Raw genomic sequence first — 14,036 nt, 5'->3', positions numbered from 1 at the left:
CATAAATTTATAGTAAGACGATGACACTTCCCTAATTATAACGAAAAGCATTCAGAATGAAACTACTTATGTAAAATGATGGCACCTTTTCGAGTACAAAAAGCCGAGGAATCACTCCTCGGCTACCGTAGCATAGAAAGTATCTTACAACTACTGGTTTTGTTTCATTAATTGCTGTTCTGCAATTTCTATAGCACGTTTCACCATGTTACCAGCATCTTTCGCACGAATTCCGCCCCAGCCTTCTTTCTGAACAACATCATAAAAGCCTAGCTCTTTTGCAAGCTCTTCTTTAAATTGATTTGACATGACACCTCTTCGTCTACTCAATGCAGAGTCCCTCCTTATTTTGCTACGGTATAATTAGTATGCAAAATAATATAGCTTTTCATTTGTGGGAATATATGTAACGATACATGAATTATAAAATCACTTCATTATGAGGTTCACCATAAAACGTTAACTCTACTGTCTCTGTTAAAACATCCGCATAGCTATATGATACACGTTGTAACGCATCTTCTTGCTGATCCAATTGTACAACAAAAACAGAACGGTACGTTTCTGCAAGTACACCTGATTGCTCTACTGTTTTTCTTCTCCCACTATTTGCCTTTAACATCAGTCTCTGTCCAAGATGGTGATCTAATTCGCTTTTAATTTCATCTAAACGTTTTGACATATACTTCGTTACACCTCGCTGTAATTTAGATTGAACACTTAAAACACGATATATCTATCCCAATTATTAACCGCAACTCACAGACAATATCATTATAAAAGCATCATGCGTTCAAATAGATAGAAGAAATACTATATTGTAAAAGTATCATTATGTAGTCTGCGCGTTCTTGTCTCTTTTTATCCAAGCTGATTTAAATCCTTTCCATACAAAAAAGCAAGATACATATGTACCTTGCTTATTCTTCATAATGTTGAAAGGGTAATCCAGTTCGTAAAATTCCCCTCGTCTCAATACCGCCAAGTCCCTTTTCGCCGGTAATCGTATTACGTACAACATCCCATACATTTACTCTTTCCATAAATGACGTAAAACTAATTTTTCCAACCACATATACAGGATCTAGTGCGTGAATATTAATTCTAGATGGTGAACTAGCAAAATTAGCACCTGCTCGAATTAATGCTTCAAAGTGTGATTGGCATGCCCCAGCAAAAATAACGAGTTGATCCAATGATGGATATTTTTTTCTCACTTCTCGAACAGCCTGTACAAAATGCCTTGAATGCCTATATGCTGCTAAATCTCCCTTTACCCCTTTTGATTTTGTATATGCATCGTGTCCTGTAATAACTAAAATGTCCGGACGAAAATGATCTATTAAATCTACTACCTTTTCATGCATCTCTGTTTCTTTACAATGAATACCTTGTACAGGAACACCAATTTTATTATATAAGTCTAAGCACTTGCGCAAATATAACGGGTCTCCATCTATATGCAATACACGTCCTGGCATTTGAAAATAATTTACCTCACTTGTATATCCACCCGTTGAAGTGTGTTCATGCCTTTGTTTCATTAATACATAATCTTGTTGAAACAAACGATACGTACGCTCCATCGTTTCTTTCTCACGCTTCGCTCTTTTTTTATGTTCTCGTTGGTCTATACTAATTAAATCTTCAAGTGGCGCATCTGCCACCAGTCTAATTTCCTCTCCAAATAATATAGCTATCTCGCCTTTTATTTCTATAATACGAAAAAGGATATCCCTATTATGAGAATATCGTTCCACTAATTCTCCAACATGTAAAGCCATTCTCCTACCTCCAAACTCGTTAGGCCATCTTACCTGTTTTTAAAGTATGAATGTAGGAGAGGAAAGGTGACAAAAGGGACAGTTCAAGTTGAACTGTCCCTTTTCTATTCTTATGACAATTTATGAAGAACTAATGCATTACTTAATGTTGCAAACTCCTCGATAGATAGCGTTTCGCCTCTTCGTTTTGGATCAATTCCTACTTCTGTTAAAATTCGATCCAACAGCTCTTTATCTTTCGGGAAACCATTTAAATTATTTGATAAATTATTCATTAAAGTTTTACGACGCTGTGCAAAACTTGCTCTTACTACTTCAAAGAAGAATGTCTCATCTGTTACTTCTACAACTGGTTTCGGGCGCTTTAGGAGACGAATAATCGCAGAATCAACATTCGGTTGTGGCACAAACACTGTACGTGGTACAGTCATAACTGTTTCTACCTCTGTATAATACTGAATAGCAATGGATAAAGAACCATACTCTTTCGTTCCAGGTTTAGCAGCTAAACGATCTCCAACTTCTTTTTGCATCATAACAACAAATCCACGAACTGGTAATTTCTCTTCCAGCAATTTAAATAAAATTGGCGTTGTAATATAGTACGGTAAGTTCGCTACTACCATTACATCTTGCCCTTCCTCAAATTGCTCACTGAACACCTCATGTACATCTGCCTTTAGTACGTCTTTATTTATAACTGTAACGTTGCTATATGGAGCTAACGTCTCATCTAAAATCGGTAATAATCTCTGATCAATTTCAAAAGCTACTACTTTTTTAGCACGCTTTGCTAATTGTTCTGTTAACGCACCGATACCTGGTCCAATTTCAATTGCACCACTTTCTGAACCAATTTCAGCGTGATCGACAATACGATTTAATACGTTCGTATCAATTAAAAAATTTTGTCCTAAACTTTTTTTGAATGAAAATCCATACTTTTCAACAATGTCTTTCGTACGATTTGGCGTTGCGATATCCTTCATTTTCTTTCCTCCTGTATGACTTGCTTATAAGCTTCTGCAAACGATTCTTTTGAAACTTGAAACATTTGTAAACGTTTATGTAACTGTTTTGCGTTTGTATAACCAATCTTTAATAGCTTACCCATTCTTTCTCTGCGACTCTTTGCCATTTCTCCGCCCACTAAGCCTGCATCGACTAAATCGCTCCAACTAATTTCACTTGTGTAAGCTTCCATTTCTTCATGTATATTCTCTAAAGCACGGCGAATTGATTCATTAGAAGCATGTTCAATCCCGACACCCTTTTTCCTTTTGGCAAGTGCTTCTTCCTTCGGTAAAAAGGCATGTTTACATCCAGGCACCTTATCAGAAATAATTTTTCGAATACGCTCTCCAGGATAATCCGGATCTGTGAAAATAATAACGCCCCGTTTTTGCAGCGCTAATTTAACTTGCTCAATAACATGATCACCGATTGCTGAACCGTTCGTTTCAATTGTATCCGCATCAACAGCACGCTTAATCGCAACTGTATCATCTTTACCTTCTACAACGATAATCTCTTTAATTTTCATGCTTGCCTCCACACTCGTTTCGTCTCTACTTAGTAAAACAAAAAAATGACGACTTTTCCATTATTATTTTCCCCATTCTTACATTTTAAAAAATAGAATGTCCAAAACTTTGTTCTCTCTCCTTATTGTAACACTTCCTCATTCGCCCTTATTTTTTCACAAAAATAAAAAAAGAATGGGTTCTCCCACTCCTTTTTATTCAACACCAAATAAAGCCTTTGCATTTTTTGTTGTTATCTCTGCTACTTCCTCATAAGAAATTCCTTTTAAATTCGCAATTTCTTCTGCTACAAGTTTTACATAACTCGGTTCATTTCGTTTTCCTCGAAATGGATGTGGTGTTAAATATGGACAATCCGTCTCTATTAACAATTTCTCTAATGGAATCTCCGTGGCAACTTCTTTCGGTTTCTTAGCATTTTTAAATGTAACTGGGCCGCCTAACGAAATTAAAAAGTTCATATCAACACATCGCTCTGCTACTTCTACGCTGCCGCTAAAGCAATGCATAATGCCTCCCACTTCAGCTGCATTCTCTTCTTCTAGAATATCAACAATATCTTGAGTTGCATCGCGGTTATGTATAATAATCGGCAATTTCACCTTTTTGGCTAATGCAATTTGTTTACGGAATACTTCCTTCTGTATTTCTTTTGGAGACTTATCCCAGTGATAATCTAAGCCCATTTCTCCAAGTGCAACGACTTTAGGATGGGAAGCAAGTTCTTCTAACCACGCTAAATGTTCTTCTGTCATGTCGATTGCATCAACTGGATGCCATCCTACCGCAGCGTAAATAAAATCATAAGTTTCAGCTAACTCCATTGCCTTTTTGATCGTTATTTCATCAAAACCAACAACAACTGTATAGGTAACTCCTGCTTCTTTCATTCGTGCAATAACTTCTTGCAAATCCTCTTCAAATTGCTCTGCATTCAAATGTGAATGTGTATCAAACAACATAATACATAACTCCTTTTATATTGAAATCAAGTTTATTCTAAAAAATAAGCTCTTTACTAACTTAACGATAACAATACTATAATTTTAATGCAAAAATAGAGAGTGTAAAAAGAAAAAAGACGCTTCACACATGTTACACGTGAAACATCTCTTTTCTTGTCTTAATTACTTGATTTTTGTACCGTTTGGTAGATTTTGGTCGATTGATGCTAATGACAATACGCCATTCTCTTCACCCGCTAAAATCATACCTTGTGATAATTCACCGCGTAATTTTACAGGTTTTAAGTTTGTTACACAAATAACCTTTTTACCTTTTAGGTCTTCCGGCGAATAGAATTTTGCAATTCCTGAAACAACTTGACGCTTTTCTGTACCTAAATCCAGCTGAATTTTTAACAACTTATCTGCTTTTTTCACAGGTTCAGCTGATAGTACTTCAGCTACGCGTAATTCTACTTTAAAGAAATCATCAATTGTGATTTCTTCTGCTTTCGGTTCTTCTTCTTTTTTCTCTTCTACTTTAGGAGCAGAGCTTTTCATTTGTTCTTTAATGTAGCCTACTTCTACTTCCATTTCTAAACGAGGGAAAATTGGGTTTCCTTTTTCTACTTTTGTTCCAGCTGGAATGCAGCCAATTGTAGATAGGCTTTCCCAAGATTTATGTGCCTCTTCAGTAAGTCCAAGTTGAGCAAACATCTTACTTGGCGCTACTGTTAAGAACGGCATAAGCATAATACCTGTTTGACGAAGTACTTCTGCTAAGTGAGCCATTACAGAAGCTAACTTTTCAAGATCCTTCTTATCTTTCGCTAATACCCATGGTTGTGTTTCGTCAATATATTTATTTGCACGGCTAACCAATTGCCAAATTGAGCTTAGCGCTACAGAGAATTCCATATTCTCCATTGCCTCTTCTACTTTTTTCAATGTATCTTTTGCAAACGTTACTAACGTTTCATCAAATTCCGTTACATTTGCTTTAAATGCAGGGATTTCTCCGTTAAAGTACTTATCAATCATAGCTACTGTACGATTTAATAAGTTACCTAAGTCATTTGCTAAATCAAAATTAATACGCTCTACAAATCCTTCTGGTGTGAATACGCCATCAGATCCGAATGGAACTTCACGAAGTAAGTAATAACGTAATGCATCTAATCCGTAACGATCAATTAATGTAACTGGATCTACTACGTTTCCTTTTGATTTACTCATCTTTCCATCCTTCATTAAAATCCAACCATGAGCAAAGATTTTTTTCGGAAGAGGTAAATCTAATGCCATTAAAATGATTGGCCAATAAATTGTATGGAAACGAACGATTTCTTTTCCAACTAAATGCACATCAGCCGGCCAGAATTTCTTATACATCTCTTCATTTTCTGTTCCATAACCTAATGCTGTAATGTAGTTAGACAATGCGTCAACCCATACGTAAATAACATGTTTCGGGTTACCTGGAACACGAACTCCCCAGTCAAATGAAGTACGAGAAACAGCTAAATCTTCTAAGCCTGGTTTAATGAAGTTATTAATCATCTCATTCTTACGAGACTCTGGCTGAATGAAATGTGGATTATCTTCATAGAATTTTAATAGTCTGTCGACATATTTACCCATTCTAAAGAAATACGATTCTTCACGAACAAGTTCTACATCATGACCACTATCTGGGCTTTTTCCTCCAACTACTTTGTCACCTTCCATAATTGGATCTACTAATTGATGCTCTGTATAGAATGTCTCATCTTGTACAGAATACCAACCTTCATATTCATCAAGATAAATATCACCTTGATCTACTAGTTGCTTGAAGATTTTTTCAACAACATCTTTATGACGATCTTCAGTTGTACGAATAAAATCATCATAAGAGATATCCATTTTCTCCCAAAGCTCTTTAATTCCTGCAACAATGTTATCCACATATGCTTGTGGTGTAACATTTAATTCTTCTGCTTTCTTTTGGATCTTCTGTCCATGCTCATCAGTTCCTGTTAAATAATGAACATTGTATCCTTGCATACGCTTATATCGTGCCATCGCATCTCCTGCTACTGTTGTATAAGCATGTCCAATGTGTAATTTTCCACTTGGATAATAAATTGGGGTAGTAATATAAAAGGACTTATTTTCCTCTGTCATTGTTTTGGACCTCCCGGATAACCTCATATGTATTTATAAATAGTATATCAAAAACTTATATATAAAGTGAAACTTTAATCTGTGGGGGTTTTGTTCACTCCCGCGGATTATTAGCCCGCACCAATCAGGCTTTTACGAGCAATCCGACTCCAACTTAAATTCTTTGCTCCAGCCAAATTTTAAATTTAGAATCTTACTGCTTGTTAATGCGGGATAAAAACGAGTTAATACTTAATATCTTTATCATCTATTGCTCATATTTCAAGAAAATATACAGTCCTTACTTACAATCTATAATTTTTTCTGAAAATAAAGTGAAATAATAGTAGAAATTACTCTCATTCTATTATATATAAGAAGTAAGAAATCTATAAATCTTTTTAAAAAATATAGAATTAAAGAATTGACGGAAATGTAAATGATTGGTATCATATGTCCATAGGGTATTTTGTCGAAAAATGACGAATCTAGAAAATAGACTCGAAACTTATAAACTATTTCTTTAGGAGGAAAAGAATTATGAAATCTACTGGTATCGTTCGTAAAGTTGATGAATTAGGTCGTGTAGTAATTCCAATCGAATTACGCCGTACTTTAGGTATTGCAGAAAAGGATGCTCTTGAAATCTACGTTGATGACGAGAAAATCATCTTAAAAAAATATAAGCCAAACATGACTTGCCAAGTAACTGGTGAAGTATCTGATGGTAACCTATCTTTAGCTGAAGGTAAAATTATCTTAAGCAAAGAAGGCGCTGAGCAAATCTTAAACGAACTTCAAGATTATATCGAAACAGCAAAATAAGCTTCTCAATTATGAGAAGCTTATTTTTTATCGACATGATAGATTTGATATACATCGCGTTTCGACAAATCTCGATCTTTAGCGACTGTTTTTATTGCCTCTTTTGAATTCATACCTTTTTCGTTTATATAATGTTCAATATGATCATATACCGAAATAGATTCCCACCATTTTTCTTCTGGGGCAGGTTCTTCCGTTGAACCAGCTACTAAAATACAAAACTCGCCACGAACTTCATTTTGTTTCGTCCACTCAATTGCTTCCTCAACTGTTCCACGAATAAATTCCTCGAATTTTTTCGTTAACTCTCGACATAATACAATTTCTCTATTTCCCAACACTTCTTGCATCGAGATTAAAGTATCATCTAAACGATGGGGCGCTTCATAAAACATCATTGTAGTTTGTACATAACGAAGCTTCTCTAACTCCATTTTTCTTTCTTTTTTATTTCTTTGTAAAAATCCATAGAAATAAAATTGTTTTGTTTCAAGACCTGATGCAATTAATGCTGTAAGGGCTGCATTTGCCCCAGGAAGCGGGATAACATGATACTGTTCTGCTACAGCCTCTACAACAATATCGTAACCTGGATCAGAAATACACGGCATACCAGCATCACTAACAAGTGCTACAGTCTTTCCTTCGTCTAACTTCCCTAATATTTTCTTCCCACTTACTTCCTTATTGTGCTCATGGTAACTCATAACAGGGGTTTCAATTTCGAAATAATTACAAAGTTTTTTCGTTTGTCTCGTATCTTCAGCAGCAATTAAATCAGCTTCTTTTAAAATTCGGATTGCACGAAATGTCATATCTTCTAAATTTCCAATAGGAGTTGGTACTAAATATAAAACTCCCTTTTCATTTTGTTGAAAGCTTTTTTGTTGCCACATAGTGTTCTCCTTTTTGCATATATTCTTCTTTTTGTTTTCTATTTAACTGCTTAAAATAATACTCTGCTTGCATAGCTGTACGCTTATCTTCATGAAATTCTATGTATTTTAAAACAACAGGAAGTCTAGCACGCGTATACCTAGCCCCTTTTCCACTATTATGGGTCTGAATCCGCTTCTCTATATGATTTGTATATCCAGCATAATAACTTCCGTCAGAGCACTCTACTACATAAAAACAATCCTTATTCTTCTCCATATAAAATTGAACGAATCTCCTTTGTATATTCATTATTTTCTTCATATACAAAAAGAGGGGGCAATATTTTCAAATCTGCGTTTCCATCCTTAATTCCTTCAATTAACAATGTATTCGCTTCTTTCCCTGCCTTAGGATAAACAAATCGTACACGCTTTGGTTCAATTTTGTATTTACGCATTAATGTAACAATATCTAGTAAACGACCTGGACGATGTACAAATGCTACTTTCCCACCTTGCTTTACTAACTGACTACTTGCAGATACAACATCCTCTAATGTACACATAATTTCATGACGAGCTATCGCTAAATGTTCATTCATATTTTTCTCAGAAGTTGCAGGTGTTTGAAAATAAGGGGGATTACATGTGACAACATCATATTGATGACGTCCAAGTTTCTCCGGCATATCTTTCAAATCCCCATGTATTAAGTGAATTCTTTCTTCTAGCTTATTGTATTGAACGCTTCTGATTCCCATATCATATAAACGTTCTTGAATTTCTACACCTGTAATGCTTCCCTTTGTTCTTGTACTTAATAAAAGGGGGACAACTGCGTTACCTGTACACAGATCAAGTACATTACCTTTTTGAATTGGCACCCAAGCAAAGTCTGCAAGTAAAACAGCATCTAACGAGAAATTGAATACTGATGGGCTTTGTACAATCTTCATATCTTGCGCTAATAAGTAATCTAAACGTTCATCTTCATATAAATTCATATGTTACTCCTTTTCTTACACTTAACCTACCCTATTTCATCTTCTACTAATAAAAAAACATATTTCATTGTACTCTCATGTATAAAAAATTACCTTTCCAATTATCATTGGAAAGGTAATTTCACTTTTTATTTAAAAATGACAGGCAGAATAAACAATCTCCCTCTTTACGTACACTTCCATAATGCAGATTACAAATATGAAAACCTTCTTGATATAGCCTTGCTAAATTATCGTAGCCTTCGCCAATATCAGTTGTCTTTGGCTTCACTTCTTTACGTTTTTGAGTTTTTTGTTTTTCTTTAATCTGCACTTCTTCAAAGCGATGTCGCAAATTTTCATTTTCCATTTTTATATGTTGGTTCTCTTCCAACAACTCTGCAAGATGTTGTTTTAATTCTCCCAACTGTTTGTATAAATGTCCAATTTGCTCTTCCATACTAGAAACCGATGCAAAAATATCTTTTTTCTCCACAAGCACCCACCTCATTAATCTGTGGTTTGACTCGAAACGACCCCTTTATTCACTAACTCATCTAACGTATATTCTACTATCCGTTCCTTGTCTACTAGTTCCACTTGAATTAATCTTTCTAAAATATTTAATCCGATAACACGGCCAGTACCATGCGGGGTTTGTATACGTTGATCTAAATCAGGAAGTTGTTCCTTTGCTGCCTCATATTCATCATTCTCATATTTTAAGCAACACATTAAGCGACCACATAAACCAGAGATTTTTGCAGGATTTAATGATAAATTTTGATCCTTTGCCATCTTAATGGATACAGGTTCAAAATCTCCTAAAAAAGTAGAACAACAAAGCATACGACCACATGGACCAATACCACCAAGCATCTTCGCTTCATCACGAACACCAATTTGTCTTAGTTCAATTCTTGTCCTAAAAATTGCCGCTAAGTCCTTCACTAGTTCGCGGAAATCAATCCGACCATCCGCAGTAAAGTAGAAAATAATCTTATTGCGATCGAACGTATACTCTACATCTACAAGTTTCATATCAAGATTATGCTCTACTACCTTTTGCTGACAAACTTGGTATGCTTCTTTCGCAGCATGTTTGTTCTCTTCAACAATGGTACGATCATTTTCATTTGCAATACGAATAACCTTTTTTAGCGGTAATACAACGTCGTTTTCATCAACTTGCTTTTTGGTAATAACTACTTTTCCGTACTCAATACCTCTTACTGTTTCTACAATTACAAACTCATTTTCAGAGATATCGAACTGATTCGGATCGAAGTAATACACCTTTCCGGCCTTCTTAAAGCGAACACCTACTACATCATACAAAACGGTCATCCCTCCTGCAACCGCAACACTAACTGTTCGAACACAAGCTGCGCATTTACATTAGCGTTGATTCTATTTTTTGCCTCTAATATATTAAAGAGAGCTGATACAATGCGCTTCTGAGCATAGGAGAAAGATTCAAACATCTCTTTCTGCTCATGAAAAACAAGACGATCTTCTTCTCCAAGTTGAACATATAATAAATCCTTATAAATAAGGAGCAACATATCTAAACCTTGCTGTAATTGTTCTTTCTCTCCAAAGTGTTTTCCCCATTTTTCTTGTACAAAAAAAATAGAGGCTTTATCCTTTTCGAGCGCTTCACATAATTTTATCACTAAAGCTCGTGCTTGTGCAAACCATTCATCACTACATAAAGCTAAAGCTTCATCAAAACTATTCGTGAGTTGCGCAGCAAGTGTCGATAAAGATGCCGTAATACCTTCATCCTGTAATCTTCTAATTAAAGATTCCGTAGGTAACGGTCTAAATGTAACAACTTGACAGCGAGATAAAATCGTATTTAAAATTTGATGACTTTGTTCAGTAAGTAAAATAGCTGTTGTATCACTACTTGGTTCTTCTAAAAATTTTAAAAGTGTATTCGCTGCATTTGCTGTCATACGATCTGCGTGCTCAATAATATATACTTTTTTATTTGCTTCTAATCCTGTTTTTGAAAACTCTTCTTGTAAATCATGAATTTGCTGCTTCTTAATAGATAATCCGTCTGGTTTTACAATATGTAAGTTAGGGTGGTTACCTGAATCAATTCGCTTACAATTTGTACATACGTGACAAGGCTCTACCCCGTTCCGCTGAGAACAGAGGAAACTCTTTGCCATTTGAATTGCCGTTGCAAACTTTCCAGTCCCTTTCCCTCCCTCTAACAAGTAAGCGTGGGATATACGCTCTTTTGCAATGCTATTCATCAACATTTTTACACCGATGGGTTGTATAGCAGAAAGCTGCTCCCACGTCTTCGTCATAATGCATACCTCACTTATTTCATTCTTTCCTTCTATTATAACAATTTATCTTCTATAATCTGAACAACTTCTTCTATAAGTTTTTCCATTGGTTGATCAGCATTTACCAATACAATACGATCTGAGAAATGTTCTACAACTTGTAAATATCCTTCACGGACACGTTTATGGAAAGAGATATCTTCCATATCTAATCGATTCACTTCACGTCCTGCATCTTTTTCAATGCGAGCTAAACCAATCTCTGGTTCAATGTCTAGGTAAATCGTTAAACTAGGCATACAGTCCTCTGTTGCGAAACGATTTATTTCAAATACCTTATCCATACCTAACCCTCTTGCATATCCTTGATACGCTAAAGAGCTATCTATAAAACGATCACATAATACAAGGTAGTCCTCGTTAAGTGCCGGCATAACCTTTTCCACCAAATGTTGTCTACGTGCAGCGGCATACAGAAGCGCCTCTGTACGTGCTTCCATCATCGTATATTCTTGTTTATGTAAAATTGTTCTAATATCCTCTGAAATTGCAATACCACCTGGTTCTCTCGTCGCCATTACCTTTTGTTCTTTTTGTTCAAAGTACGGCAATAAACTTTTAATTAACGTTGTTTTACCCGAACCTTCTGGACCTTCAATTGTTACAAATAATCCCTTCATTCTAAAACCTACTTTCTATATCATACACTTTCATATATTTCGTGCTACCTTGAAAACGAGCGCCTGATTGCTCTAAATACATAATTTGCTCTTTATGTTCTGAAGTAATTCTTTCCCCATACATAATCAATGGAATTCCAGGTGGGTACGGAATTACCATTTCTGCCGCTATCATCCCAACTGCTTCTTCTACAGATACTACTTTTGTTTCATATCCTTCCAGTTGTTTATATGTATACGGTAAAGGAGAAAATTCTCCTTTATAAGTATAACGAATAGATTCCTTCTTGTCTTTCACCTCATAATATTGCAATGCCCCTCGGATCATCTCTATAGCCTTCATATACTCCTTATTTACTTGCAAGGGTAAAATAAATAGAACATTATATGGATCCGCCATTTCTGTATATATACCGACTTTTTCAAATACAGACTGTAATTCGTATCCTGATAACTGACAACGTGTCTGTACAGTAACCTTTAACTCATCTTGTAATGGATACTGTAAAATAGCTATTTGTGGAATAGAACACAATTCGTCTTTAAATCCCCGTAAAAACTCGACAATTTCATCATGTCCCTTTTCTTTTATACGTGCTATTGTAAAGCGTGCAATATCAAGAGAAGTCATAATTGGATACGATGGACTACTAGATTGTAGCATACTTAAATAGGTAGAAACTTTTTCTTCTTTCACTAGGCGACTATTTATATGTAAATAGGATCCCATTGTCATCGCGGGTAATGTTTTATGTGCAGAATGAACTACAATATCTGCCCCATATGCTAATGCTGACTTTGGAAATGCCCCTCCTAAACAAAAATGAGCTCCATGTGCTTCATCTACTAAAACGGGGATTTTATGTGCATGTGCATAAGCGATGCTTGCCTCTAGATCCATCCCCATACCATAATAATTAGGATGCGTTAAAATGAGTGCTTTAGCATTTGGATATTTTTCAATTGCTTCCTTAATAATTTCAACATGAATGCCCACCGGTACATTATAAGCTTCATCAATCCATGGATCTAAAAAAATTGGATTTGCGCCCGCTAATTTTAAACCATTAATAATTGATTTATGACAATTTCTTTGTACAAGAACAATATCATGTTCCCCGCAACAAGACAAAATCATTGCTAGGTTCCCTACTGTTGAACCATTAATTAAAAAATAACTTTTTTTCACTCCATATACATCAGCTAATAACTGTTGTGCCTCATCTATACATTCAAACGGACTATGTAAATCATCTAACCCTGACAACTCAGTTACATCGATAGATAGTATATCTTTAAACTCCCCTATAGCTTCCTGAGGGAAGTTTAAACCGTTTTTATGACCTGGAACATGAAAGGATAACGGCTTTCTATCTTTAAACTCTGTTAATGCCTCATATAAAGGTATGCGATTTTGCTTCATCTATATCTCTTCCTTATTATTTCATTCTTTATCTATTATACAGAACAAAAAAAATAATAGGCATATGCCTATTTAAAAATATGATACTTCTAATTTCCGAAGCTGTTTTAAATAATATATATACTTCGGATCATTTGTCTCCGTATTCACCATATCTTTTTCACATTCATAACAGATTAAATTATTATAAACATATATCCCTTCTTTTCTTTCTGTCTCACAAACAATACAAACCTCATTTTGTGCTTTCATAACCTTCCCTCCCTATTTCAATGGACATATTTTATACTTCTATTCCTTAACAATTTACAGAAAAATATACATCCATCTCTTATATAATATGATTAACCCTTGGGCAACGTGTTTGTATTACCATTACTTCTTTTTTTTTCGTACTGTTTGAAAACACAAAAAAAACACAAGTCAAAAGACTTGTGTTTTTAATTGCTTGGCGACGTCCTACTCTCACAGGGACAAGGTCCCAACTACCATCGGCGCTAGAGAGCTTAACTTCCGTGTTC

General features: G+C 35.3%; 18 protein-coding genes. 1 reads left to right on the top strand and 17 read right to left on the bottom strand.

What is annotated here, in order from left to right:
- Positions 1-150: 150 nt before the first annotated feature.
- From sspF to metG, 7 genes are all read right to left on the bottom strand, one after another.
- Positions 151-330, bottom strand: coding sequence for an acid-soluble spore protein SspF (gene sspF / locus AC3WTA_RS28020; RefSeq protein WP_001985066.1), 180 nt, complete (start codon positions 328-330; stop codon positions 151-153).
- Between the two features lie 91 nt (positions 331-421).
- Positions 422-682 carry a biofilm formation stimulator Veg gene (veg, locus tag AC3WTA_RS28015; protein WP_000044349.1) on the bottom strand — a complete coding sequence of 87 codons (261 nt, stop codon included), beginning with the start codon at positions 680-682 and terminating at the stop codon, positions 422-424.
- A 238-nt stretch (positions 683-920) separates the two neighbouring features.
- On the bottom strand, positions 921-1,784 hold the full coding sequence (yabG, locus tag AC3WTA_RS28010) for a sporulation peptidase YabG (RefSeq protein WP_001173738.1): 864 nt from the start codon (positions 1,782-1,784) through the stop codon (positions 921-923).
- A gap of 110 nt (positions 1,785-1,894) precedes the next feature.
- Complete coding sequence (gene rsmA, locus AC3WTA_RS28005; RefSeq protein ID WP_000651555.1) at positions 1,895-2,773, bottom strand: 16S rRNA (adenine(1518)-N(6)/adenine(1519)-N(6))-dimethyltransferase RsmA; 879 nt, start codon at positions 2,771-2,773, stop codon at positions 1,895-1,897.
- On the bottom strand, positions 2,770-3,327 hold the full coding sequence (gene rnmV, locus AC3WTA_RS28000) for a ribonuclease M5 (RefSeq protein WP_000692830.1): 558 nt from the start codon (positions 3,325-3,327) through the stop codon (positions 2,770-2,772). Before rnmV ends, rsmA begins: the two co-directional genes overlap by 4 nt.
- Before the next feature lie 195 nt (positions 3,328-3,522).
- Entirely contained in the window at positions 3,523-4,290 is a 768-nt protein-coding gene (locus tag AC3WTA_RS27995) for a TatD family hydrolase (RefSeq protein WP_000895824.1), read from the bottom strand.
- A 165-nt stretch (positions 4,291-4,455) separates the two neighbouring features.
- Entirely contained in the window at positions 4,456-6,438 is a 1,983-nt protein-coding gene (gene metG, locus AC3WTA_RS27990) for a methionine--tRNA ligase (protein WP_000134146.1), read from the bottom strand.
- Positions 6,439-6,957: 519 nt separating this feature from the next.
- Here metG and abrB point away from each other — a divergent pair.
- Entirely contained in the window at positions 6,958-7,242 is a 285-nt protein-coding gene (gene abrB, locus AC3WTA_RS27985) for a transition state genes transcriptional regulator AbrB (protein WP_000843036.1), read from the top strand.
- Positions 7,243-7,262: 20 nt separating this feature from the next.
- Here abrB and rsmI read toward each other — a convergent pair whose 3' ends face one another.
- From rsmI to AC3WTA_RS27935, 10 genes are all read right to left on the bottom strand, one after another.
- A complete protein-coding gene (gene rsmI / locus AC3WTA_RS27980) occupies positions 7,263-8,138 on the bottom strand; it encodes a 16S rRNA (cytidine(1402)-2'-O)-methyltransferase (RefSeq protein WP_000267811.1) in 876 nt (291 codons plus the stop codon).
- The gene (locus tag AC3WTA_RS27975) at positions 8,107-8,397 is read right to left on the bottom strand and encodes a GIY-YIG nuclease family protein (protein ID WP_000414338.1); all 291 of its coding nucleotides are present in this window, start codon (positions 8,395-8,397) and stop codon (positions 8,107-8,109) included. Before AC3WTA_RS27975 ends, rsmI begins: the two co-directional genes overlap by 32 nt.
- Positions 8,384-9,124 carry a tRNA1(Val) (adenine(37)-N6)-methyltransferase gene (locus AC3WTA_RS27970; RefSeq protein ID WP_001055375.1) on the bottom strand — a complete coding sequence of 247 codons (741 nt, stop codon included), beginning with the start codon at positions 9,122-9,124 and terminating at the stop codon, positions 8,384-8,386. The genes AC3WTA_RS27975 and AC3WTA_RS27970 overlap by 14 nt, the downstream gene beginning before the upstream one ends.
- Positions 9,125-9,245: 121 nt before the next feature.
- Complete coding sequence (gene yabA / locus AC3WTA_RS27965) at positions 9,246-9,599, bottom strand: DNA replication initiation control protein YabA (RefSeq protein WP_000412057.1); 354 nt, start codon at positions 9,597-9,599, stop codon at positions 9,246-9,248.
- 14 nt (positions 9,600-9,613) lie between these two features.
- Positions 9,614-10,441, bottom strand: coding sequence for a PSP1 domain-containing protein (locus AC3WTA_RS27960; RefSeq protein ID WP_000272429.1), 828 nt, complete (start codon positions 10,439-10,441; stop codon positions 9,614-9,616).
- A 5-nt stretch (positions 10,442-10,446) separates the two neighbouring features.
- Positions 10,447-11,430 (bottom strand): DNA polymerase III subunit delta', encoded by a 984-nt coding sequence (gene holB / locus AC3WTA_RS27955; RefSeq protein WP_000169570.1) that lies wholly within the window; start codon positions 11,428-11,430, stop codon positions 10,447-10,449.
- A gap of 35 nt (positions 11,431-11,465) precedes the next feature.
- Positions 11,466-12,092, bottom strand: a complete 627-nt coding sequence (gene tmk, locus AC3WTA_RS27950) for a dTMP kinase (RefSeq protein ID WP_000677224.1) — start codon at positions 12,090-12,092, stop codon at positions 11,466-11,468.
- A 1-nt stretch (position 12,093) separates the two neighbouring features.
- The gene (locus tag AC3WTA_RS27945; protein WP_000812663.1) at positions 12,094-13,515 is read right to left on the bottom strand and encodes an aminotransferase class I/II-fold pyridoxal phosphate-dependent enzyme; all 1,422 of its coding nucleotides are present in this window, start codon (positions 13,513-13,515) and stop codon (positions 12,094-12,096) included.
- Positions 13,516-13,587: 72 nt separating this feature from the next.
- The gene (locus AC3WTA_RS27940) at positions 13,588-13,767 is read right to left on the bottom strand and encodes a sigma factor G inhibitor Gin (protein WP_000647291.1); all 180 of its coding nucleotides are present in this window, start codon (positions 13,765-13,767) and stop codon (positions 13,588-13,590) included.
- A 79-nt stretch (positions 13,768-13,846) separates the two neighbouring features.
- On the bottom strand, positions 13,847-14,036 hold a 190-nt coding region (locus AC3WTA_RS27935; protein WP_492333149.1), incomplete at its 5' end, for a hypothetical protein.

This window comes from Bacillus sp. EB106-07-01-XG149 (assembly GCF_058791555.1).
Note: the sequence above shows the minus strand (reverse complement) of the source record. Positions and strands in the feature narration are given on the sequence as shown.

Excerpts from the sequence above, each read along its gene's own strand:
- veg (WP_000044349.1), bottom strand. The coding sequence starts at position 682 with ATGTCAAAACGTTTAGATGAAATTAAAAGCGAATTAGATCACCATCTT.
- yabG (WP_001173738.1), bottom strand. The coding sequence starts at position 1,784 with ATGGCTTTACATGTTGGAGAATTAGTGGAACGATATTCTCATAATAGG.
- rsmA (WP_000651555.1), bottom strand. The coding sequence starts at position 2,773 with ATGAAGGATATCGCAACGCCAAATCGTACGAAAGACATTGTTGAAAAG.
- rnmV (WP_000692830.1), bottom strand. The coding sequence starts at position 3,327 with ATGAAAATTAAAGAGATTATCGTTGTAGAAGGTAAAGATGATACAGTT.
- AC3WTA_RS27995 (WP_000895824.1), bottom strand. The coding sequence starts at position 4,290 with ATGTTGTTTGATACACATTCACATTTGAATGCAGAGCAATTTGAAGAG.
- metG (WP_000134146.1), bottom strand. The coding sequence starts at position 6,438 with ATGACAGAGGAAAATAAGTCCTTTTATATTACTACCCCAATTTATTAT.
- abrB (WP_000843036.1), top strand. The coding sequence starts at position 6,958 with ATGAAATCTACTGGTATCGTTCGTAAAGTTGATGAATTAGGTCGTGTA.
- rsmI (WP_000267811.1), bottom strand. The coding sequence starts at position 8,138 with ATGTGGCAACAAAAAAGCTTTCAACAAAATGAAAAGGGAGTTTTATAT.
- AC3WTA_RS27975 (WP_000414338.1), bottom strand. The coding sequence starts at position 8,397 with ATGGAGAAGAATAAGGATTGTTTTTATGTAGTAGAGTGCTCTGACGGA.
- AC3WTA_RS27970 (WP_001055375.1), bottom strand. The coding sequence starts at position 9,124 with ATGAATTTATATGAAGATGAACGTTTAGATTACTTATTAGCGCAAGAT.
- holB (WP_000169570.1), bottom strand. The coding sequence starts at position 11,430 with ATGACGAAGACGTGGGAGCAGCTTTCTGCTATACAACCCATCGGTGTA.
- tmk (WP_000677224.1), bottom strand. The coding sequence starts at position 12,092 with ATGAAGGGATTATTTGTAACAATTGAAGGTCCAGAAGGTTCGGGTAAA.
- AC3WTA_RS27945 (WP_000812663.1), bottom strand. The coding sequence starts at position 13,515 with ATGAAGCAAAATCGCATACCTTTATATGAGGCATTAACAGAGTTTAAA.
- AC3WTA_RS27940 (WP_000647291.1), bottom strand. The coding sequence starts at position 13,767 with ATGAAAGCACAAAATGAGGTTTGTATTGTTTGTGAGACAGAAAGAAAA.